The following is a 23,356-nucleotide window of genomic DNA, read 5'->3' as shown; positions in this document are numbered from 1 at the left end:
TTTTTAGCCTCTCACTTTATTAATTCGAACGGAACTGTTGTTGGCTACGTTGCCGAACATTGGTTCGGCATAACCTGTTGCGTACCAGTGAGTGTTAATACCTTCTTTAACGAATTGATATTCCGGGTTAATCAGGTTCTTGGTACGGATACCGCCGGAGAACCCATAGGCAAACACAGAACCGGGAATGACCTTGCGAGTCACTGTTACAGGTGCGGTTGCCTTGACCTTTGTATCCAAACCTTCAATTTCAACAATTTCTTGGTTCTTAATGCCAAGCCTTGCTGCGTCGTCGATGTTCATCCAAACCGTTCTATCGCCTAAATAACGTGTAGGTTCAGTGAACATATTCAAGCCGGAGCAGCTGTTGCAGTTTTTACCTGAGACCAAAACAAACTCATTAGAGTTAGGTTTCGGTGCTGTATATGCCGGAGATGGTTTGTAGACAGGGAACGGAGTAAAAGATTTCAAGAATCCCGGATCAGAGAAAAGCTTAAAGGAATAGATCTCAAGTTTGCCGGACGGTGTTCCGAATGGCTTCTTGTACGGATAAATTCCATAAACCTTCTTCGTAATCGTAGACCAACCTTTTGTGGCGATATCCTCTTGGATTTGTGCTTTCCAACCCGGTTTTGCCTTGTCGCAGTTATCAAGGAATTGATCGAAACCACGCTGTGTAAAGGCATCAAAATACTTGTTGAACTCTTCGGCTGTCTTACATTCTTTATAACCTACACGCTCGGCTCTTTCCGGGAAGGCTCTGCGGAGGATTTCAAGAAGAATCCAGACATCGTGACGAGCTTCGCATCCCTTAGGAGGTTCGATCTGCGGATCAGACAGATAAATGGAACCGTTCAGAGCCCATTTAACGGTGCTCATTTCCTTTCTTTCCAAGAAATAAGTTGCCGGAAGAACATAATCGGCATAATCCACAATTTCTTGAGGAAGAACGTCCTGAACTACGCAAAGTTCAAGTTTTTTGAGGTTGTCTGCAAGCTCCTGGCTGTTAGCTTCTCTTTGGAACATTGTTGTGCCGACAAAGAAGGCAGCCTTGATAGGATACGGTTTTCCTGTCACAGCAGCCTCAAGGGCCACTTTGAAAGTTCCTTCTGCATCAGGGTAGATAATCTTGTCGATTCTCTTTTCCGGTGCCATCTTCCAAGTTTCGCCGTTAGGACCTTTACCTGCGGCAACGCTTGGGATCTTCAATGCGGCGCCGGCTGTAACTACCAAGCCGCCCTTGACATCAATGTTGCCGTTAAAAGCATTGGCGATGCAGATTAATTGATAAAGCTGAACGTCCGTACCGTTTTTAGCGCTGTACCAACCGTCGTCAATAACGCCCTTGAAGTTAGCGAATTCTTTTGCGATAAGACGAATCTTAGCGGCAGGAATACCAGTGATTTCTTCTGTTTTTTCCGGAGTGAACTTTGCAAGTTCTTCTTTAATAAGAACAAATGCTGTTTTAACAGGACACTCGGAACCGTCGGCTAACTTGACTGTGGTGTTGGCGTTAAGGTCCGCTCTGAAAGAAGGATCTTCATCAAATCCAACAGCCATTCCTTTGTCGTCTTTCTTAACTCCGCGGAATGCTAAATTACCTTTGCCATCCGTCACAACATAAAGAGATTTGCTTCCGTTAGGAAGAAGATCTGCTTGGGTCAACGGGGCACCGTTTTCCTTAATGAGATAAGCGCCGTTAGTGTGCTTTTCAATGAAGGAAAGATCGGCAGTACCTTGAGCAAGCATTTCATTGATCAGACCGGAGACAAAAGCCGTATCGGTGGCCGGGCGGATCGGCACCCATTCTGCATCACCGTAAGCCATATCCGGCATTCTCGGATCAATAGTAACAACCTTGGCTCCTCTTGCACGAGCTTCGTTCAAGGTGTGAAGAGCGCCCATAGCGGCACCCATTGAACGGCCAATCAAGAGGATGTAGCGCAGATTTGCATAATCCGGCTCCAACTTGCCTGCGCCGTCATATCCTTTACCGAATACTAAGTGACGGCCTGAAATACCGGCTGCATTGCAGGAAGATTGATGGCCGATGTTATTTGGGGATCCAAGCGGGAAAGTAAGCCACTTACTGAACCCTTGGAAGCTGTGAGAAGTAGAAACAACACTGCTTTCACCATTTTTTTGAACGATGTCTTTGAGTCGAGCTGCGATGTCGTTTAAAGCTTCTTCCCAGGTCACTTCTTTAAACTGACCTTCTCCTTTTTCACCAACGCGTTTCAAAGGTTTTCTTAAACGCAATGGATGATTCCAAACCCACATAGCTGCTGCAGAGCGGCCGCAGTAACCGCGCTGAGGATGTCCGGGGTTCGGGAAAATTCTTACTGTTTTTTCGGAAACGGGCTCGCCTTCTTTGCGCATCGCCAAGATTCCGCAATATGCACCGCACATAGTGCAGGCTACCGGATGTTTAGTCCAACCTTCTTTTTCGAGTTTTTGGATCTGTTCGGCAAAAGCCCAATTGTGGATCGCAGGTGCTGCTGCCACTGCAGCGGCCGCTGCGCCGCCTTTAATCAACGTCCTCCTGGAGACAGAGAGGTCGACAATTTTGTTGCACATAATATTAGTCCTACTATCGTTTGGGGTATTGCTACAAGTGAGTAGTTTCCCTAATTTTACTCCTTTAACCATAGCGGATAAATTGGATGTTCAACCTAAACCTTTCATATATCGGATGATTAGATGAGGGGTAGTATCCCCATAAATAGGTATACAAATTTGGAGGGTGAGGGAGACATGTTTCTATCCCTCAGGGTTGTACATATCCCTTGCACAGCAAGCCCTATCCTTAGATAGGCATATTTTCTTTAAACCTTTTTCTGAGGGGCGCCCAATAAATTAAGCCCGTCAACGTAAATTCGCCGACGGGCTTTTTCGCTATTTCTCTTCGATGAGAAAATTTTTAATTGTTACAACAGACTAACAAAATTTTTAAATGTTACAACAACATAAGTGAGCGCAGATAGGTCACCACAATCGCAATCACCATAACGGGGATTGTCCTTCTGATAAGGTCAAAAGGATTGAGTCCGCTTAAGCCGGCGACCGCGATGGTCACACCTGCAATCGGGCTGGAAGAACGAGCCATGCCGCTGGTTAACTGCAACGGCGACATCATGAACGCTGCATTAAGGCCAACCTTAGAGGCAATGTCAGGAATCATCGGCGCAAAACTGAAGAAGGCAGCATTGCCTGAACCCATCACGAAGGCGGATCCCACAACAATAAGGAACATCACCGTAAATACCGCATAACCGCCTGCCTGCATACCTGAGACGGAGTTAATAATTTCCGAAATACCGCCGGACTTTGTTAAACCTGCAGCAAAGACTTCGGCACACACAATCAGGAATACAGTGGAAGTGAACACTTTGCCCATACCTTCAGCGAAAGTCTTCAAGGTACCGATAGATTCTTTCAAGTTCATTCTTCTTAATCCGTCGCAGAATAAGGAGATGAACGTAGAAACCAGCAAAGCTGTTACGACTTCCATTCTGATGCCTTTATAGACAAGCGGAGAGAAGACGAAGAGCAGAATAACCGGGATCAGCGGGAAAAAGGCATACCACAAAGGCGCGTTAATCGCTTTGGAATCTTCCTTGGTTAATTGCGGAACTTCAAAATCTTCTTTGGTCAAAATGCCTTTAGCCAAGTCTCGTTTGTCAAACCAGCGTTGGATGAAGAAGTGAGCGATTAGCATGGCAATAACTGCCGCCCAGCCAACGGACCATTGAACATTCAGGAAGAAATCCATGACGTGCATTTTGGTCAATTCGGCGGCCAAAAGATTGTTACCGCCCGAAGGACCGAAGCAGCAGCACCCGCCCGCAAGAATGGTAGCCGCGGCAGATTGACGAGAAATGCCACCCATAACCATGACCGGATAAAGTGATACCATCAAAAGCAGTGCCAAGCCAGCTGCCGAAGGAATAAAAACATTCAGCACCAAGCTGAGTGCGAAACCTAAAACCATCACGATGTAAGGTGCCTTAATCATCTTTAGAGGTTTAACGCTAAGTCGAACCAAAGCACCTGAAGCACCGATTTTATCCATGTAATAGGTAAAGCCGGCAATAGCCATGATATTCATGCCGAGACCGGCAGTTCTGGTCTGAAGCAGATTAGTAAAGATCTGAATAACATCAAGACCGGCTAAATGCGTAGCTTTTTTACCGGTAATTAAAGGCTCCGGACTAATAACGGCAACCACGGCCAAAGTAACCAGACCGACAAACAAAAGCGCGCCGGGAGCGTAGTATTTTTTGAAAATCAGATACGCCGCCGCAAGAATTGAAACGATAACAATGCCAATACTTAGCATAGTTTTTTCCTTTCAGTTTGAGATTATCGAGGTTGTTTTTCTAATAAAGGTTCAGTGACACCGTCTACGCCGACCAAAGTCAAAGCAGTTAAGAAGGCAACCTGAGGACCTTGGAAAGCGTCTTCAGCATCCCACCATTCACTCAGAGAGTGGTTATTGGCTTCTACCCCGCCGGCTCCCAATGTTGTAGCAGGAAGACCATAGAAAAGAGGCACATTCTGGTCAGTTGCCGCTAAAGTGTATTTGTCCAAAGAAATGCCCATGGACTGGAGAGTTCCGTAAGCAGCTTGAATGACTGAAGCATCATCTTTGTTTGCCCCGGCCGGTCTGTCTCCGATTTGTTCAATTATCAAGCGGACAGCGTTTTCGCCTTCAAGGTTCCAACGATTATTTTCTTCGTCACAGGCTTCTTGAATGGCTTTAAGGACTCTTTCAACAAAAGCTTCCAAGGACGGCTGGTCCACGCTTCTGATATCAAGCTCGGCTTCTGCACGCGCTGCGATGGCATTGACGCTTGTACCGCCTTTAATAACACCGAAGTTGAAAGTGCATTTCGGATCAGTCGGAACCTGAAGATCATCTACTTTGGTAATTGCACGAGCCAGCCCGTGGATGGAAGAGCCGACAATACCGAACTTGTGAAGGCTGTGACCGCCTAAACTTTCGAAAATTACGCGGAAACGTTTGCAGCCTACGCTTCCTCTGAGAATTCTGTGAACGTTTGCAGAGTCAATTGCAAGCATTCCGTCGTAATCGTTCTTTGCTTTAAAGAGCGCTTTGCATCCGCGCAAGTCTCCGTTGCCCTCTTCTCCAAGAGTTCCTACAAAAACAATATCTCCGACAGTCTTGATTCCTTGCTGAGTAATGGAGCGGGCCACCTGAAGCAAAGAAGCTAAACCGGCGGCATCATCGGAAATTCCGGGGGCAAAATATTTGGTGCCTTCTTGGGTGACTTTAATCGGCGTACCTTCTTTGAAGACGGTATCGATATGAGCACCGATTACCAATGTCGGTCCGTTTCCGGTCCCTTTAAGTCTTCCGATAACATTGCCGATTTCATCTTGATGCACGTCCGGTATGCCAGCGGCAGCCAGAAGCTGAGCAAAAACTTTAGCTCTTTCTTCCTCATGGAAAGGAGGTGCCGGAACTTCGGTCAGTTGAACCTGTTCGTTGATTCTTTGCTGATGCTGTTCTTCCGCTTGAGCAAGGCCTTTTTCGACCGCAGGACAAGCTCTTAACTTAGCGATTAGATCATTAGTTTCTTGAGTACAAATAGGTTGATGTTCTTGTGACATTTCTGCTCCTCGAGGTGTATTTCTACGAATACATATTTGACGATTTAAGTAACCGAATTGATTACCTGAACTTAATTATTAATTAAGTACCGCCAAAACGTTATGAGGTACAACCAGAAGCCACTTTGAAACAATTAAAAATCAACAAAATAGTGCTTAAGAATGAAGCTAACCTTCCAATTTAATTAGGGAAATTTCGGATGGAACGCCTAATCTCATGGAAAAACCGTTCCAGAGGCCTGTCCCTCTGTTGACGTAAATTTGTTTCCCGTTTCTTTCATAAAGACCGAACACGAGCCCGTCATTGAAATAACCGACTAGGGGATACATAAAGAGAAGGTGACCGCCATGGGTATGACCTGACAATTGAAGCTCGAATCTTTCATTGCTCCGATAAGTCGTCTTAGGCTGATGAGTCATCAAAATTCGAACTGCTCCTGCCGGGGTTCCTTCGAATGTTCGCTGCAAATCCGGAGGGAGCATATTAAATCTCGAAGCTCCGAAATCAGTCGTACCGCCGATAACTAAAGGTGATCCATCTTTAACAAGCACTGCAGAATCATTTTCAAGCATATGGATTCCTAAGCCTCGAAGTGCGTCCATCCAAGCCTGATAACCGGAGTAGTACTCGTGGTTGCCGGGGACAGCATACGTTCCATATGCAGACTTCAATTCTTTTAAAACTTCCAAGTCCGGCAATTCTCGGCTGACTCTGCCGTCAACAAAATCTCCGGTAATTAAAACTAAATCCGGCTTTAAAGCATTAACCTTTCGGACAATTTCCGTCAGCCACTCTCGGCCCTGTACAGCTCCGATATGAAGATCGCTCAGTTGGACAATCTTCAAACCTTTCCATTGAGCAGGAAGGTTCTTAATTGTTATCGTCTGCTCTCGGACATCCGGAACTTTTATCGCCTGCCAACATCCGTAGGGACCGGCTAACAAAGCAATGCCCATCAAAGCAAATAAAAAAGAATTTTTATTAAATGAAAATGGGATAACTACGCCCCATTTCCTCAACAAAAACAATCCAATGGAAGCGATATCTTTCAGGATAAGAAGAAAAACCAGAACCACCAAGGCACCATACGCCGCTTCCATGACAATCATCATTTCTTTCGAAACAGAAGGAGTCAGCCACGTTCCGCCTCCCGCTGTATAGATGGGATACTTTAAGCCGGCAAGAACGATGACTAATCCCAGAAGAATTTTCCATCCGTAAGAAATCTTCAGAGGCAGCACTCCGCTGCAAACCGCATAAATAATTAGAAAGGCAGAAGGAACGAGAAGAAACATGTAATTTTTGTCCGCACGTTTGGTCAGAATCAGAATTATGAATATAACGATTTCCGGCTCAAAAAATCAAAATGTTTCAACTTAATAGTTTGAAACTGAATACAATAGAAATACTGATTCTCAGGAAAAGTTAATGGATATTAGAAAACTTCAAAGAATTATTGTGAATGCTTTGGAAGACGTAAAAGCTAAGGACATCCAAGTATTCAACACCACAAAACAAACCGCATTATTTGACCGCGTCATCATTGCCAGCGCTAACTCCAACCGTCAGGCACGAGCATTGGGCCACCACGTTTTCTGTGAAGTCAAGGAAAACGGCGGGGAAGCCGTAGCTATTGAAGGGTTAGAAACCGGAGAATGGGTTTTAGTTGACTGCGGCAATGTCATCGTTCACATTCTTCAGCCGGCTCTCAGAGCTTATTACAACCTTGAAGAGCTTTGGGGTGCACATCCGGTCAAGCTGAAAATGCTCGAAAAGCAGTCTGAAGATTCAGAAGAAGAATGAAAGTCGTTGTCATCGCTATCGGACAGAAACTTCCTGACTGGGCCAACACCGCCTGCGAAGACTATCTTCGCCGCTTTCCGAAAGATTGGAACGTAGAAGTCAAAGCCCTAAAAGCCGAAGATAGAAATACCAAAACAACGGAAAAAATCATGCAGGCCGAGGCAGAAAGAATTCGATCCGCTATTCCCAAGAACTCCGTTCTGGTTATTCTCGACGAACGAGGAGTCGATCTCACCAGCGTCAAACTGGCATCCAAGCTCAATAGCTGGAACGACCAGGGGAGAACGGTAGTATTCGTGATCGGCGGAGCCGACGGTCTGGACAAACATTTAAAGGCCGAGGGAGAGCTGATGCTTCGTTTATCTTCGCTTACCCTTCCCCATGCGATGGTTCGCGTTTTGATATTGGAACAGATCTACCGTTCTTGGTCTCTGCTGCACAACCATCCGTATCACCGAGCTTAAAGTGCATAATCCCGCTCAACTTTATCTTGCCTCAAAATCGCCGAGAAGAAGAGAACTTCTTTCTCAGTGGGGATTGAATTTTGAGGTGTTGCTTAATCCGACTGACGACGTGAGCGAGGAACCTTTAGCCAATGAAGAGCCGATTGACTACGCTACACGCGTCGCTGCAGAAAAAGCCCTTTCCGTCGACTCCTATATTCAAACGGCCGGAATGACTCGATTGCCCGTTCTCGCTTCCGACACAATCGTTGAACTAGACGGAGAAATCCTTCGAAAGCCGGTTGACAAAGCCGATGCTTTTAAAACTTTAAAGAAACTGAGCGGAAAAACTCACCGTGTCATTTCTTCTGTCGCCGTAATAGACAAAAACAGAAAACTTCTTCAGGATACTTCTATCTCTCAAGTGCAATTCCGGGAGCTTTCTGCAGACCAAATCCAAGAATATATTGCCACGGGGGAACCGATGGACAAAGCCGGTGCCTACGCTATTCAAGGGGGAGCTGCCAAGTTCGTCAAATCCTTCAACGGCAGTTATTCAGGAATTGTCGGCCTTCCAAAATTAGTCACTTTTTCTTTATTGCAAAATTGCGGCATTACACTTTTAGGTTAACTAGAATTCTTATTTAACCTAAAAAGAATGCCTCAAGAACCCTCTTCTATAAAACAGCCAAAGAACTGTTGGGACATCTTTTGGTCCTTCACGTGCATGGCCATGCAAGCCTTCGGAGGATCAACTGCAATTGCACAGCAATTTTTAGTCGACCAAAAGCAATGGCTGACGATGCCGCGATTTCTGGAAATGCTAACGGTTTCGCAAGTTCTTCCCGGACCGAACATCATGATTCTTTCCGTCATGCTCGGAGACCGATACTTCGGATGGCGCGGTGCTTTGGCGGCATTCTTGGGCATGATTACCTTTCCGGCAACATTGATGCTGACCGTATTCGTCATTTACGAACAGTATGCCTCCAATCCCGTCGTTTCAGCAGCGCTGGCAGGAATGGCAGCCTCGGCCTCCGGTATGGTCATCGGTGCAGCCATTAAATTAGTACCGAACATCAAAAGCAACATCATCGGCAAACCCGTTTGGATTTTGCTTCTTGCCGTGACATTCATTTCAGTCGGACTGTTTAAGATGTCAATGATCAAAGTTTTGCCTCTCGTAGGGATTCCGGCCTTTTTCTGGGCTCTCTACCGCATCGTTCAAAAAGCCAATAAGGAGCTTAAAAAATGACTCCGACTCTCTTCTTGTTGATGTTCGGCAACTTTTTTCTGATTTCTATTTTTGCTATCGGCGGCTTCATGGCAAGCTTGCCGGGCATGTATTCTTTTTTAGTAGAAAGCAGCGGGCTGCTCACACCGGAACAATTTGCTGCAACAGTGGCTTTCGGTCAATCTCTTCCCGGCCCGAACGTTCTAATTGCCGCCGTTTTAGGATGGGCAGCCGCAGGCCCCTTAGGATGTCTTGCGACCTTCGCAGGCACCTGCGTTCCCTTCACCTTGATTGCTCTTTATGCGGGCCGTTTTGTCCGCAATCATGCCGACAGCAAAAATATCAAAGCCTATAAAGCCGGGCTTGCACCTGTTGCAATTGGTTTATTATTCGCTACGGGATATCTCCTACTTCAAGGCAATCTGGATAACTACAAACTTTTATTGTGGGCAGCGATCGTCACGATCATCGTATGGAAGACCAAATTTCCGCTAATTCTGCTAATTGCCGCCGGCGGTATCCTCGGTGTCTTAGGAATTTTTTAATTGAAAAACAGGATTTAGATATGGCACGCTATGTTTTAACGATGCAGTCGCATGTAGCTTACGGTTTTGTGGGAAATACAGCTGCTGTTTTTCCATTACAGCTCATGGGATTTACTCCGATCGTCGTTAACACGGTTCAATTCTCCAACCATACAGGCCATCCGACTTTTCGCGGTGCCGTTTTCAGCAAAGAACATTTGCTTGACGTCATCCAAGGACTTAGAGAAAGAGAGCTGTTTCCTAAGATAGAAGGACTTCTTACAGGCTATTTAGGCGATGTTCAAACCGGAGAGATTATTTTAGATTTAGCCAAAGAAATTAAAACTGCTAATCCGAAAGCTCTTTGGTGCTGTGATCCGGTTCTCGGAGATACCGGCCCGGGCGTTTACGTAAGACCGGAAATTCAGGGATTTATGAAAGATGAACTGCTTCAAGGTATTGCCGATATCACAACCCCGAATCAGTTCGAACTGGAATTACTCAGCGGCAAAAAATTAACCAGCCGTGAAGATGCCGTGGCTACTGCAAGAAAGCTTTTCTGCTCTCACGGCTGCCGTACCGTTTTCGTGACTAGTCTTCGGACACCGGACGTTCCGGAAAATGAAATTGATACCCTAGCCGTCACAAAAGATGAAGCCTGGATTGTCAAGACACCATTTATCAAGATGGCCGGAGAACAAGAAGGAGCTACCGGAACCGTCACGGCCGTAGCAGGCCAAGGAGATGTGTTTACTTCGGTGGCTTTCGGTACTCTTTTGCGGACAAATAATCTAAAAGAAGCTCTGGAACATGCCGTATCCACGCTTTACATGCTGGTGAAACTTACCCCGAAAGGATCTCTTGATTTGCCTCTTATTGAGGCCCAAAAAGAAATAACTGCTCCGAGCATTCACTTCGAGGCAGAAAAAATCAATATCTAATTCGCCAGATCAGAACAGGCCTCAATTGAGGCCTGCGTTTCAATTAGATTTTGTTGATTATGGCTGTTGCTGGACCGGTTCAATCACATCTTTTTCAAGCTGCCATTTACCGTTGTCCTGTACGCCTAACAACTCAACTTCAAAGATCAATGTTGCATTAGGAGGAATTACACCGCCTGCTCCTCTTTCGCCGTAAGCCCACTGTGCCGGGATAAAGAGGCGGCGAACTCCGCCGACTTTCATGCCTGCGACTCCGCGATCCCAACCTTGAATTACCATACCTGCGCCGAGCGGGAATTCGAATGGTTCGTTTCTGTCGAGGCTGGAGTCAAACTTAGTACCGTCTTCAAGCCATCCTGTGTAATGGACGCGAACTAAGTTACCGGGTTTAGCTTCAGCACCGGTACCTACTTTCACATCAACAATCTTGAGGTCTTGGAGATCTTGTGTGTCAATACCAAACATCGGAAATTACTCCTCTAACTAGATGGTTACATTGTGAACTTTTACGATTACCCGTGGTGAGACGATCTCTCAGAATGAGAAACATTCGAAATTAGACTTTGAATGGTAAAAAAGGAGAACATCATGTCCGTACGCTTTGATAATCTTGGACTTTCGGAAAATCTTCAGAAAACCGTCACTAAGAATGGATATTCGGAACCGACCCCGGTTCAGGCACAAGCCATTCCGATTATTCAACAAGGAAAAGATCTGCTCGCAGCAGCTCAAACAGGCACCGGGAAAACAGCGGCCTTCGTACTTCCTTTGCTTAATGAAATTGAAAAAGACCCGACGAATTATCAGCCGTGTTCTCCTCGAGTTTTGATTCTTACTCCGACCCGCGAATTAGCGGCCCAAGTCGCCGAAAACATTGAAATGCTCAAAGGAGACCTGCCGGTCAGAGTTGCCTTGGCTTACGGCGGCGTAGGCATCAATCCGCAAAAGAAGGCATTAGCCAAAGGAACGGATTTTCTGGTTGCCACTCCGGGACGTTTACTCGATCTCATTGGCCAAAGAATGGCCAAGCTTTCTTCAACCCATACTCTTGTCCTGGACGAAGCCGACAGAATGCTGGACATGGGTTTTCTTCCTGACCTGAAACGCATCATGAAGTTTTTACCAGAAGATCGCCAGACCTTGTTGTTTTCAGCCACCTTCTCTCCTGAAATTAAAAAACTCAGCCTTCAGTTTCTTAATAGTCCGGAAAGCGTTGAAGTTTCCAGAAACAAAACTGCCGACCTTGTCCGTCAAACTTTCTATAAGGTTCCAAAGACGGCCAAAGCAGATGTCATCCGTGATTTGATTGTCGATAATCAATGGAACCAAACACTAATCTTTACCAGAACAAAATACGGCGCCGACAAACTATGCAAGCAGCTCCTCAGAGACGGCTTTAAAGCAAAAGCCATTCACGGCGATAAAAGCCAGAACCATAGAAGCACTGCTTTAGAAGAATTCAAGAATGGCGAACTACCGATCCTTGTGGCTACGGATGTTGCCGCAAGAGGACTGGATATTGAAAAGCTGCCTCAGGTAGTGAACTACGAACTTCCCGAACAGGCAGAAGACTATGTTCACCGCATCGGTAGAGTCGGCAGAGCCGGCCTTGAAGGAGAAGCCTACTCTTTAGTCAGCAGTGAAGAGCTTCCTCGTTTCAAGGCAATTGAAAAATTCTTAAAGACCTCATTAAGAGCTACTGAGTTTCCCGGCCTTAATTACGATAACTATAAAGAAGGCTCCGTTTCGGGCTCTGAAGGACCTTCTCGGAAGAAAAGCAGTCCGCGGACCGGTAAATCAGCGCCAAGAAACGCCAAAAACCGAGACTCAGCCTCTAAAATGGACAAAATCAAGAACAAAAGTCCTCGCGGTTCAAGAAGAAGAGCCTCGGGCAAAACCTCCGAAACGAGAAAACAGAATGAAACAACCAGAATTAAATGAAGTGAAACGCTCTGCAGGATTTTCGCTTGAAGACGTCAACATTGAGGGCTTCTCCCCGATGCCGACTCCGGCGGAAATCAAAACCATGGCACCTTTAACTGAGGCGGCAGCAGCTAACGTGGCCAAAGGACGTACAGCTGTCAAGAATATTCTTGATGGTCAAGACGATCGCTTGATCGTTATCACAGGCCCATGTTCTATTCACGATCCTAAGGCTGCTTTAGATTACGCGGAGAGATTGCTTTCTATCTCGGACCATATTTCCGAGACCATTTTTCCCATCATGCGCGTTTATTTCGAAAAGCCAAGAACCGTTGCAGGTTGGAAAGGCTTCATCAACGATCCGCACATGGATAATTCCTTCAATATGGCTGAAGGAATGCTTGAGGCCCGCAAGCTTTTGCTTAAGATTAACGAGATGGGATTAGCAGTCGGAACCGAAGCGCTCGATCCTTTCAGTCCTCAGTATCTCGGTGAATTAATCAGCTGGTATGCGATCGGCGCGCGCACAACCGAAAGCCAAACCCATCGAGAAATGGCCAGCGGCTTGTCTGCACCGGTCGGATTCAAGAACGGCACCGATGGGTTGCTCGCAACTTCTATCAACGCTATCAAAGCAAGCCGCCACAGCCACTACTTCCTCGGAATTTACGAAAACGGCCAAAGCTCCATTATCAAAACTAAAGGAAATGCTTACAGCCACTTAGTGCTGCGCGGTGGCGGCGGAAGACCGAACTTTGATACCGTCAGCATCATGCTTGCGGAAAAAGAGCTGGAAAAAGCCGGTTTGGAAAAACGCATAATTGTTGACTGCTCACACGGCAACAGCATGAAAAACCCGGCCCTTCAGCCTTTTGTTCTAAAAGACTGCATCACCCAGATTGTGAATGGAAATACTTCAATTTGCGGTGTAATGCTTGAGAGCAATATTCATGAAGGCAATCAACCGATTCCGGAAGATCTTTCTCAGCTTAAATACGGTGTTTCCGTTACAGATGCCTGCATCGACTGGGAAACAACGGAGCATGCTTTACGCCAAGCACACAGAAAATTATTGGACAAAAAATTAAATGATTAGAAGAATTCTGATACTGGCATCCTCTTTAGCCGTTCTGTTTTTAGCCGCATGTTCGACAACCGGCGACTCCTATCGTCAAGCGTTCATCCCCCATGTGGATCGAGCAGGCCTCGATCCCCTCATTGACTCTCCGGTAAGAACGCAAACGGAATGCAAGGGAGTGGAATTATTTTCAGCCGGTGAAAAGCTTGCGGGCTTTAAATTCGAATGTCCTGACCTTGACGTAGAAGCGACTCTCAATGAACTCAGAGATGCCGGATGGCGTATTGAAAAAATGAATATTGGAAAACAAGTAGTCGAATCCAATGAAAGCGGCACACCATTGAGCATCCAAATTAGAAAGGTATATTAATGACACTTCGGGCAGAAGATAAACTCAGTCTTGTTCGCACATACATGGAAGAAAAAGGGCTTGATGCTCTGATTGTTCCTACCGCCGACCCGCATCTTTCCGAATATTTAGATAAACATTACGCCTCTCGTGAATGGTTAACAGGATTCACAGGCTCAACCGGAGACGCGATCGTCACTAAAAAAGAAGCGGCTCTTTTTACTGACCCCAGATATTGGATTCAGGCAGAAAGACAACTCGCAGACACGGGAATTTCTCTTATCAAAGCCCAAGGGAGGTTGATATCAGAGGAAAGCGCATGGCTGAGAAAAAACTTATCTTCTGACTCTTCCGTCGGAGTCCCCGCGGCCTTTATTAGTGCAGCAGATGCCGACATTTTGGAAAAAGAACTGCAGAAATCCGGCGTCAAGTTAGTTCTTCTAGAAGAGGATCCCTTTGATGTTGTCTGGAAAGAAGATAGGCCGGAGGTCTCTTTCAGCCCGATTTTTGAACACAAAATTAGTCCCAGAAGCGTCAAAGACAAAATTGGGATATTAAAGCCTCTTGTTGAGAAGGAAGGTGCACAAAAGCTCTTGCTCACCAGTCTGGAAGACATTGCGTGGCTGACAAATCTGAGAGGCAATGATCTGCCGGAAACTCCTGTTTTCTATTCATTCGGAATGTATGACGTAGAAAACGGTTTGACAATTTTTGTCAATGAAAAGAGCATCTCCGTCCCTCTGGCGGTCAACCTCGTTCTGAAGAACGTTAATTTTAGGCCGTATGAAGAGTTTTCTGATTATTTGAGCTTTTTGGGTAAAGAAGAAAAAGTTCTTTATTCGCCATCCACCACTAACGCATTAATTGCAAAGAAACTTCAAAAATTTTCTTCTCCTATCGAAGGAGAAGATATTGTGGAACTTTTAAGGGCCAGAAAAACTCCTCAAGAGGTCAAGCTTATCGATGAAGCCATGCTGAAAGACGGGGTTGCTCTCGCAAAATTTTTCTGTTGGCTTGATAAAAATAAAGACAGCGGAGAATTAACGGAAGAATCGTGCGCCGAAAAACTTCTGGAATTCCGAAAAGAGCAGACCGGCTTTCTTTGTTCCAGCTTCAAGACTATTTGTGCCTTCGGACCAAATGCAGCGCTCCCGCATTACCAACCGGATCATGACAAGCCGGTAAAAATACAAGGCAGCGGATTTTTGTTGATTGATTCGGGGGCTCAGTATCCTGAGGGAACAACGGACATTACCCGAACAGTTCCGATAGGCGAAGCATCCGAACAGATGAAGGCTGATTACACGGCAGTCTTAAGAGGACATATCAACCTTGCCAAGTTAATCTTTCCTGAAAACATTTCATCACAAATCTTAGATACAGCAGCAAGGGCACCAATTTGGGAAGATTTAGCCGACTATGGGCATGGAACCGGCCACGGCGTTGGCTTCTTTTTGAATGTCCATGAAGGGCCTCAGCGAATTAGCTATCCTCGCGTTTCAAACGGGGTTAATTCATTAGTAACCTATAGAACTCAAATGAAAAAGGGCATGATTACCAGCAATGAGCCCGGTTTGTATCGTGAAGGAAAATGGGGAATTAGGATCGAAAACTTAACAGTCGCTATTCCTGTGGGGGATAGCGAGTTCGGAAGCTTCTTAGGTTTTCGTACTCTTAGTCTCTGTCCGATCGATTTGACACTTGTTAACTCAAAATTGTTCCAAGCCGATGAAATTAACTGGCTAAACGCTTACCATAGCGCCGTGTGGAAGAAACTTTCTCCACTACTTATTGATGATATTGAAACACAGGAGTGGTTAAAAGCCAAGACCTCCCCTGTGTGTTAGGAGGTTATATGGTTAGCAGAACGAAAGTCTGGCTTGAGTCCCGATGGAGGGGGACCCTAATTGCGGTCATTATTGGTGCAGCTGCACTTTATGTTTCCGAGAAGTATGGTGGCCCTGCCGTTTTGTTCGCTCTTCTGTTTGGAATGGCCTTTCATTTTCTTTCCGAAGAAAAGAGAACGTTAGGAGGCATCCATTTCTGCGCCACTACGGTTTTAAGAATCGGCGTGGCTCTGCTTGGTGCAAAAATTTCTGCAGAGCAACTTAGTCTTTTATCTCCCGCATTACTTGTAGTTATTGTCGGAGGTGTTTTCTGCACCGTTATTTTCGGTGTAATAATCAACAAATTCTTCAAGTGGCCTACTGCTGAGGCAGCATTGGCTGGTGCATCCACTGCAATTTGCGGTGCATCTGCCGCTATTGCTTTGGCTGCAACACTTAACAAGAGTCAGCTTCGCGAACAAGCATTGTTGGCAATCGTCGTTGTTGTTACCGCATTGTCAACATTAGCGATGATTATTTATCCAAGCATTTGCACTATGCTTGGATACAATAATGTTGATGCCGGTATTTTCCTCGGAGGCACCATTCATGACGTCGCTCAGGTAGTCGGTGCCGGTGCCATGATTGGTCCGGATTGTTTGGAAATTGCCAGCATGACCAAGATGCTGAGAGTTGCGATGATTATTCCAATGCTCATCATCTTCATGTTTCTTTTTGCTTCTAAGAAACACAGAGAAGCTGAAGAAGCCGCTAAGCCTTGGTACAAGAACATTCCTTCGTTCTTGATCTGGTTCATTGTTTTAGCCGGATTAAACGTCGGAGGCGCTATTCCAACCGAAGTTTCCAATGCAATGGGTGAAATCTCCAGATTGTTCATTTTGATTTCTATCGGCGCTCTTGGTCTTAAGACTTCTTTAGGTAAGTTAAAAGAAGTTGGTTGGACGCCGATTATTCTTATGACTCTTGACACTTTCTTCTTGTTGTTCTGGGTCATTATCGGTATCGCTATTATTAAATAATCCAGTTTTGCGCTGCGATGAATCCTCCTTCGGGAGGATTTTTTTGTGCCTTGGAGTTTTATTCCCGATCCTCTTCGCCGGTAAGGAAAACAGACAAAAAATTGAAGCTATGATAATATGTAGGCTTACTAAACCTAAATATTTAATAGATACTTCCCCTCCGTAATTTTTTCATTTTCATAACAACAATATAAGGCGTCAGCATGAATCCTTCCTTACAGAATATGAATCTTGCTTTAGCTGTCATCGCTTTCAGAGCATTGGCTCGGCTAAATGAAATAGAATTTAAAAGCCTCAGCAGCAATCTCACGAACTTCTTCTCGGCCATTAAAGAAAAGCTTCCTGATTACGAAGTTCAAATTTCCAAAGCTACTTTCTTGCTTGGCAAAATGCCCTCAAGGGATCAAGAGGATATTTTGGAACTTGTTCATAGTGTTTCCGGCACTACCGAATCATCATTTTCCCCAGCCAAAAGCGCCTGGAGTATCTTGAAATACATATCTTTGTTCAACAAACTATTTTCTTATTTACAAAGACCTGTTGCCGACTCTATCTCGCTTTGTTTGTCACCGTTAAATCAGAAGGTTTCAGATGAGCAAGAATTCCTTTGTTTCGGAGATATCGGACTGACTACCGCTTTTGCCCTAGCGTTGAGAGGCAAACAAGTTGATTATGTGCCCTTCTCCGCTTCTTATCAATTATCTTCGGAATTTCTCGACTTAATCGTTACCGCTGAAAAAACAAAAGGGAAGATTAAGCGGAATATCGCCGTGAGCCAAGAAGGTTCGGCATTTTCGACGAACGGGAAAAACTATGCCGGAGCGTTTGTTTTTCCTAATCCCGATGCAGCCGGTTTCAATATTGAACCCTTTATGAAAGCGATTTCTGCCCCTCTGGTTTTCTTGATTCCTGCTCCGTTACTTTGGATGAGAACAACAGAGGACAGAAAGCTTCGGAAAGACCTAATAGGAGGGAATAATCTAAAAGCGGTCATCATGCTTCCTCCGAATTCAGTGAGCGATTCGGGATGTGATTTCGCACTCTTGGTCTTGAACACGCCGAGTACAGAAAACGAAGTTTGGTTCATTGATAAATCAAATCAGAAGACTTTTCTCACCAGAAAACGAACATTGCACGATTCCTTAGAAAGTTTTGATCTGCTTGAGAGATCACAAAATTCGGGTTCTGCCAGTCGAGAAGAGCTAATTCAGAATGACTTTAATTTGAATCCTAAGCGTTATACCTCAAAAAGCAACGATTTATTTTCTAAGGTTAAGCCCGAAAATCTCATGCGTCTAAGCGAGATAGTTGAACTCATCAGAGCTCAAGAAATTCCCGCAGATGAAGATAATTGGACAATGACCGTAAAAGAAGTTCTGCCCAAAGATATCGATGAAATCGGTCTTATTGAAATGCCACAAAAAAACCTCTTCGTTGCCAAGAAAGGAGAAAAGAGAGCACTGCAAGCCACCCTCGAAGAAGAAGACGTTATCCTTTGCATCAAGAGCGGAAACTGGAAATGCGGGCTATGGACATATCCGGATAAGGGCTGCACAGCTAGTTCCTGCTTTGTTATTTTCCGAGTAAAAGATGAGTTTAAAAAGCTTTTACCTCCTTTCTACCTGATGCGACTTCTTCGGTCTTCAGCTCTTCAAGAAAGGTTCAATAGCTTGAGCATCGGCACTCGCGCCCCTCTTTTGAAGATGGAAGATCTTCGCCAGATAGCCTTCCCTTTACCAGGTGCAGATGAGATTACCCAAGAAAAGGAAAAATTTGTGCAGCAGGTACAACTTCTTAAAGAGATTCGTCGGAAGACTAAAGAGATTCAAGAACTAAATATGGATATTTAAATTATTATCGGTGCGGCTGGCTCCCGCACCTTTTTTCTGCCCACAAATCTCCTTCAGCTCATCAGCTTCCTCTAATTAACCAATAGAAAATATCAACTTCAAAAATCAACGAGTTTCATTTTTCTGTTTGGGTAAACACCGAAAATTCATTATTTTTCACGTTTGTTTTTCATAACCTTCCCGCACATCGTGAGTGCGTGGGATATTATTGAATCTCGTTAATTTATTTTCAATTTGCAACCGCGGATCTCTAGAAGGAATGAGACTTTCAAATGCGTTATCCTTGGTAATCAAAACCTTCAATCCAAAAAAAAATCATGAATAAATTTTTCCGTTGTGGCATTTTTGGAGCAGTTCTCCTCTCTATGGTTTTGAGCGGGTGTCAAGAAGAGAAAAAAACAGCACCCAAAGCCAAACCAATTCCTGTTCATACTTTAGCTGCAGTACCATCAAATCAACCTTATTGGGTCGAAGTTTTTGGTCAAACCGAAGGCAATGAAGCCGTGTTGGTTTATCCTCAGGTAACCGGTCCTATCTTGGAAAGAGTCTATCGTGAAGGACAGGCCGTCAAAAAAGGAGAGCCCTTATTCATTATTGATCCGGCTCCCTTCGAAGCTGTTTATGAAAGTGCGGCAGCCGCTGCACAGCAAGCTCAGGCGAACTTAAAACAAGCCCAAAGAGAAGCAAAAAGATATACGGAACTTCACAAAGTCAAAGCCGTAAGCAGCAAAGAATACACAGACGCAGTTTCCTCTTATGAAGTAAGCAAGGCGAATTTACAAGCTGCTCTGGCAAAAGAAAAAGAAGCAAAAATCACGCTTGGATATACAACGGTCAAGGCTCCTGTTGACGGAGTTGCCGGTCGCTCCTTAGTTAATCCCGGAACTTTAGTGCAGGCCAATTCCACGCAGTTAACGGATATTACTCAAGAAGACGTTTTGAAGGCCAGATTCTCGTTAAGCGACAGCCAACTCCATGGTTACGAAATCAATGAAAATTCGCCGGTTTTTGTTTTTAATGACAAATTAAAAGAGCCCGTCGAGGGAAAAATCAACTTTACGTCTGTCCAGGTTGATCCAAAAACCGGAACCCGTTCTTTAAGTGCAGAAATTCCTTCTGTCGGAGGACTGCTCCCTGGTCAATACGTCACAGTACGTCTTACTCTAGGCATGCAGAACGGCGTTTTCCTTATTCCACAGAAAGCTATTCGTCAGTTGTCTGACGGAACCTATTCCGTTTACCTGTTAAAAGACAATAAAGCCAGAGCTACTCCGATCACAGTCGGCAAATGGTCAGGAAAAGACTGGATTGTGACGGGAGGTCTTAAAGCCGGAGACGAGGTCATCATTGACAATATCCAGAGGCTCAAAGACAAAGCGGCCGTAAATAAGGTGTCTGACAATAACGCTTCCGGGAAGAAATAATTATGCTTTCACAATTTTGCATCCGCCGGCCAATTTTTGCCTCGGTAATGTCAATCATTATTGTGATTGCAGGTCTTTTGGCCGGCCGATTTCTGCCTGTAGGACAATATCCGGAAATTACGCCTCCGGTTGTATTCGTCTCCGCCACCTATGAAGGAGCAGACGCCGCGACATTAGCAAAAACCGTGGCAGCCCCGATTGAAGATCAACTATCCGGAGTAGAAGGTCTTCTGTATTACGAAACATCTCTTCGCTCCAACGGTACTGTCCGTATTACCTGTACTTTTGAAGTCGGAACCGATCCTAATGATGCGATGCTGGAAATCAATAACCGCGTCCGATCTGCGGAAAGACGGCTTCCTGAGACGGTTCGTCAAGGCGGCGTCAACGTTAGAAAGAGAAGTGAAGAAACTCTCATGATTGTGCCCTTCTACTCTCCCAACGGAGAACTGAAGAACATTCAACTGGCAGACTTTGTCAATCTAAACGTTATTGACGACCTTAAGCGAGTTCCGGGCGTCGGCGACGTAGACGTTTTCGGAAACTCTCAGAGCGCCATGAGAATTTGGCTCGACCCAAAGAAAATGGGGCAGCTCGGCATTACCGCAATGGACGTTCATAACGCCATTGACCAACAAAACATGCAATATGCGGCAGGTAAAGTCGGTGCCGCACCTAATGAAGATGACCAACAGCTCGTTTATACCATTCGAACCAAAGGGCAGCTTCTAACACCGGAAGAGTTCGGCAACATCACTTTGGTTTCAAAGGGTGCAGAAGGTATTCTGAGAATTAAGGACATTGCCAGAGTAGAAGTCGGCAACCGCAGTTATGAAGCCTACAACCGCCTGAATGACTATCCAAGCATTACCGTTGCCGTCTATCTTCAGCCCGGTGCTAACGCCCTGCAAACTGCTGAAGATGTCAAGGCAAAGCTTAAGGAGCTTTCACAAAGCTTTCCGGAAAATATTGCTTATACCATTACCGATGACAATTCTCTCTTCGTGGAAGCGGCTCTGAGCGAAGTTCTTCAAACTTTATTTGAAGCTGCTTTACTCGTCCTTTTTGTCGTCTATATCTTCCTGCAGAGTTGGCGCGCCACAATCATTCCGATGCTTGCCGTGCCGGTTTCCTTAATCGGAACTTTAGCGGGGCTTTGGGCATTAGGCTTCAGCATTAATACGCTGACATTGTTTGCGATGACGCTGGCTATCGGTATTGTTGTGGATGACGCCATTGTGGTGCTGGAAAACGTTGAACGTTTAATGGTCACGGAACATCTCAGCCCTTTGGAAGCCAGTAAGAAGGCGATGAAAGAAGTCGGCAGTGCTCTTGTTGCCATCGTTTTGGTCTTGAGTACGGTATTTACGCCGGTTGCTTTCTTAGGAGGCATTGCAGGTGAACTTTACAGACAATTCGCCGTAACAATCGGCGTTTCGGTTGTTTTATCCGGATTCGTTGCTCTGACCCTTACTCCGGCTTTATGCGCCATTCTGCTCAAGCGTAAAGACAGGCCGCTGAAGATATTTGATTATTTCAACCAAGGGTTTAATGCCTTTAGAAGTTTCTTTGTTTCGGGAGTTGCTTTTTTCCTTCGCAATAAATGGCTTGCCGCACTTTCCTTGCTTATTGCAATTTGGGGTTCTTGGGAGTTTCTGCAGATTGTTCCGACTTCTTTTGTTCCAAAGGAAGACCAAGGAATGGCACGCCTTGCGATCCAGCTTCCTGAGGGAGCTTCATTAAACCGTACTGGTGTCACGGTCGATGAAATTTCTAAAGATATACGCAAAATTGAAGGAGTACGTCAGGTCACGGTTCTGGTTGCCAATGACACAATTGCAAACGATACTAAGTCGAATGCCGCTACATTTTTAGTCCAGTTAGAGCCTTGGGAAGAAAGAAGCATTACTTCCAATGAAGTCATCAAGAAACTTCAAAATCTCATCAACAAGCGATCAGACTCAACCGGTCAAGCCGTTAATCCTGCCCCTATCCGAGGATTAGGACGAGCCGGTGGTTTGGATTTTTATATTCAGTCCAGAGAAAGCGACGATCCTTTGGCTCTTCAACAAGTCTCTCAAGACTTCAGAGATGCTCTAGTTAAGGAAGATTCCGTCAGCAGTGCCCGCTCCATGGTATCAGCGGATGCCCCGCAGTTATTCCTGACAGTTGATGAAGCCAAGGCCCTGGCCATGAATATTCCGATTAAAGATGTCTATAACACTCTGGCTTACTTCATGGGCGGTAAATATGTTAATGACTTCACAAGAATCGGTAAGATTTACCGTGTCTATATCCAAGCTGATGCAAAATTCAGAATGACTCCTGAAGCTCTCGGGGAACTCTACGTACGTTCTTCGACCGGACAAATGGTTCCTCTCTCGGCACTAACAAAGGTAGAAAGAACCTCAGGACCAGAATCTCTGAAAAGAGTCAACGGGTTCTTAGCAGGCTCAATGAACGTACAGTCCGAGCAAGGCTACAGTACCGGCGACCTCATTACCGCGGTGGAAGCGCACAGTGCCAACTTGCCAAGCGGCTACCATCTTGAGTGGGTTGGTCAAGCATTCCATGAGAAGCGCATGGGCAGCTCTTCGGCCAGTGCTTTTGCTTTCGGCATGATCATTGTGTTCCTTATCTTGGCAGCACAGTTTGAACGGTGGTCGCTCCCGATTGCCGTGGTTATGGCCGTTCCCTATTCCATTCTCGGTGCTCTTATTGCCACTTACTTCAGAGGATTCAACAACGATATCTATTTCCAAATCGGATTGTTGGTATTGGTAGGTTTGACAGCAAAGAATGCAATTTTGATTGTTGAGTTCGCCTCTCAACTGATGCATGAAGGCAAATCTGTCCGAGAGGCTGCTTTAGAAGCTGCCAAACTGCGTCTCAGACCAATCGTGATGACTTCCATGGCGTTTATTCTCGGCGTCATCCCTCTGGCTACCGCCACCGGAGCCGGGGCCGCTGCGAGACAATCCATGGGTACAGGCGTGCTTGGCGGAATGTTAGCAGCTACCTTCATCACCACGTTCTTTATTCCCGTGTTCTTTACTTGGTTTGTTTCCAAGAAACAAAAGAAAGTCCAAGAGAATTAGAGAGAAACACGCTGCTGAGGAGAAATTCCAAAGCAGCGTTTTTTTCAGGACAGCGCTCTGTAACAAATTCTCTCCTTTTGTTGGAAACCGTAATAACCTATGTCCCATAGCCCGAAAAAGGTCTTTGGTAACGTTATTTACACTCTCAAAATCTATCTTGACCCTCAGGTTTTTACTTTTAAGGAGAC

At 45.4% G+C, this 23,356-nt stretch carries 19 protein-coding genes; 14 read left to right on the top strand and 5 right to left on the bottom strand.

Going from position 1 to position 23,356, the window contains the following annotated elements; genetic code table 11:
* Nucleotides 1-3: 3 nt before the first annotated feature.
* From ACYQ4O_RS05020 to ACYQ4O_RS05005, 4 genes are all read right to left on the bottom strand, one after another.
* Nucleotides 4-2,577 carry a molybdopterin-containing oxidoreductase family protein gene (locus tag ACYQ4O_RS05020; RefSeq protein ID WP_460174938.1) on the bottom strand — a complete coding sequence of 858 codons (2,574 nt, stop codon included), beginning with the start codon at nt 2,575-2,577 and terminating at the stop codon, nt 4-6.
* Nucleotides 2,578-2,956: 379 nt separating this feature from the next.
* Complete coding sequence (gene dcuC, locus ACYQ4O_RS05015) at nt 2,957-4,339, bottom strand: C4-dicarboxylate transporter DcuC (RefSeq protein ID WP_460174937.1); 1,383 nt, start codon at nt 4,337-4,339, stop codon at nt 2,957-2,959.
* Nucleotides 4,340-4,362: 23 nt separating this feature from the next.
* Complete coding sequence (locus tag ACYQ4O_RS05010; RefSeq protein WP_460174936.1) at nt 4,363-5,634, bottom strand: M20/M25/M40 family metallo-hydrolase; 1,272 nt, start codon at nt 5,632-5,634, stop codon at nt 4,363-4,365.
* Between the two features lie 168 nt (nt 5,635-5,802).
* Nucleotides 5,803-6,930 (bottom strand): metallophosphoesterase, encoded by a 1,128-nt coding sequence (locus tag ACYQ4O_RS05005; RefSeq protein WP_308514044.1) that lies wholly within the window; start codon nt 6,928-6,930, stop codon nt 5,803-5,805.
* A gap of 133 nt (nt 6,931-7,063) precedes the next feature.
* Between ACYQ4O_RS05005 and rsfS the strand changes: the two genes are divergently transcribed.
* The 6 genes from rsfS to pdxY are packed head-to-tail and all read left to right on the top strand — an operon-like array spanning nt 7,064 to nt 10,580.
* Nucleotides 7,064-7,438 (top strand): ribosome silencing factor, encoded by a 375-nt coding sequence (gene rsfS / locus ACYQ4O_RS05000; protein ID WP_308514045.1) that lies wholly within the window; start codon nt 7,064-7,066, stop codon nt 7,436-7,438.
* On the top strand, nt 7,435-7,902 hold the full coding sequence (gene rlmH, locus ACYQ4O_RS04995; RefSeq protein WP_066593897.1) for a 23S rRNA (pseudouridine(1915)-N(3))-methyltransferase RlmH: 468 nt from the start codon (nt 7,435-7,437) through the stop codon (nt 7,900-7,902). Before rsfS ends, rlmH begins: the two co-directional genes overlap by 4 nt.
* A gap of 1 nt (nt 7,903) precedes the next feature.
* Nucleotides 7,904-8,512: a Maf family protein gene (locus ACYQ4O_RS04990; RefSeq protein WP_460174935.1), complete on the top strand. Its 609-nt coding sequence runs from the start codon at nt 7,904-7,906 to the stop codon at nt 8,510-8,512.
* Between the two features lie 27 nt (nt 8,513-8,539).
* Nucleotides 8,540-9,136, top strand: a complete 597-nt coding sequence (locus tag ACYQ4O_RS04985; protein WP_460174934.1) for a chromate transporter — start codon at nt 8,540-8,542, stop codon at nt 9,134-9,136.
* Complete coding sequence (locus ACYQ4O_RS04980; protein WP_308514049.1) at nt 9,133-9,660, top strand: chromate transporter; 528 nt, start codon at nt 9,133-9,135, stop codon at nt 9,658-9,660. The genes ACYQ4O_RS04985 and ACYQ4O_RS04980 overlap by 4 nt, the downstream gene beginning before the upstream one ends.
* Nucleotides 9,661-9,680: 20 nt before the next feature.
* Nucleotides 9,681-10,580 carry a pyridoxal kinase gene (gene pdxY / locus ACYQ4O_RS04975; RefSeq protein WP_460174933.1) on the top strand — a complete coding sequence of 300 codons (900 nt, stop codon included), beginning with the start codon at nt 9,681-9,683 and terminating at the stop codon, nt 10,578-10,580.
* 57 nt (nt 10,581-10,637) lie between these two features.
* Here pdxY and ACYQ4O_RS04970 read toward each other — a convergent pair whose 3' ends face one another.
* Nucleotides 10,638-11,045, bottom strand: coding sequence for an FKBP-type peptidyl-prolyl cis-trans isomerase (locus ACYQ4O_RS04970; protein WP_374041579.1), 408 nt, complete (start codon nt 11,043-11,045; stop codon nt 10,638-10,640).
* 123 nt (nt 11,046-11,168) lie between these two features.
* Between ACYQ4O_RS04970 and ACYQ4O_RS04965 the strand changes: the two genes are divergently transcribed.
* The 8 genes from ACYQ4O_RS04965 to ACYQ4O_RS04930 all read left to right on the top strand — a co-directional run bounded on the left by ACYQ4O_RS04965 (nt 11,169) and on the right by ACYQ4O_RS04930 (nt 23,168).
* Nucleotides 11,169-12,521: a DEAD/DEAH box helicase gene (locus ACYQ4O_RS04965; RefSeq protein WP_460174932.1), complete on the top strand. Its 1,353-nt coding sequence runs from the start codon at nt 11,169-11,171 to the stop codon at nt 12,519-12,521.
* A complete protein-coding gene (locus tag ACYQ4O_RS04960) occupies nt 12,499-13,599 on the top strand; it encodes a 3-deoxy-7-phosphoheptulonate synthase (protein WP_308514052.1) in 1,101 nt (366 codons plus the stop codon). Before ACYQ4O_RS04965 ends, ACYQ4O_RS04960 begins: the two co-directional genes overlap by 23 nt.
* On the top strand, nt 13,592-13,951 hold the full coding sequence (locus ACYQ4O_RS04955; protein ID WP_066593912.1) for a hypothetical protein: 360 nt from the start codon (nt 13,592-13,594) through the stop codon (nt 13,949-13,951). The genes ACYQ4O_RS04960 and ACYQ4O_RS04955 overlap by 8 nt, the downstream gene beginning before the upstream one ends.
* Nucleotides 13,951-15,777, top strand: a complete 1,827-nt coding sequence (locus ACYQ4O_RS04950) for an aminopeptidase P family protein (protein WP_460174931.1) — start codon at nt 13,951-13,953, stop codon at nt 15,775-15,777. The genes ACYQ4O_RS04955 and ACYQ4O_RS04950 overlap by 1 nt, the downstream gene beginning before the upstream one ends.
* 8 nt (nt 15,778-15,785) lie before the next feature.
* On the top strand, nt 15,786-16,796 hold the full coding sequence (locus ACYQ4O_RS04945; RefSeq protein WP_308514054.1) for a YeiH family protein: 1,011 nt from the start codon (nt 15,786-15,788) through the stop codon (nt 16,794-16,796).
* A gap of 203 nt (nt 16,797-16,999) precedes the next feature.
* Entirely contained in the window at nt 17,000-18,646 is a 1,647-nt protein-coding gene (locus ACYQ4O_RS04940) for an N-6 DNA methylase (RefSeq protein ID WP_460174930.1), read from the top strand.
* Between the two features lie 317 nt (nt 18,647-18,963).
* Entirely contained in the window at nt 18,964-20,070 is a 1,107-nt protein-coding gene (locus tag ACYQ4O_RS04935) for an efflux RND transporter periplasmic adaptor subunit (protein WP_308514056.1), read from the top strand.
* A gap of 2 nt (nt 20,071-20,072) precedes the next feature.
* Nucleotides 20,073-23,168, top strand: a complete 3,096-nt coding sequence (locus ACYQ4O_RS04930) for an efflux RND transporter permease subunit (RefSeq protein ID WP_460174929.1) — start codon at nt 20,073-20,075, stop codon at nt 23,166-23,168.
* Nucleotides 23,169-23,356: the final 188 nt, after the last annotated feature.

The sequence above is a fragment of the Turicimonas sp. TL08 genome (assembly GCF_054660695.1).
The sequence above is the reverse complement of the archived record's forward strand: the minus strand, read 5'-3'. Positions and strand labels throughout refer to the sequence as shown.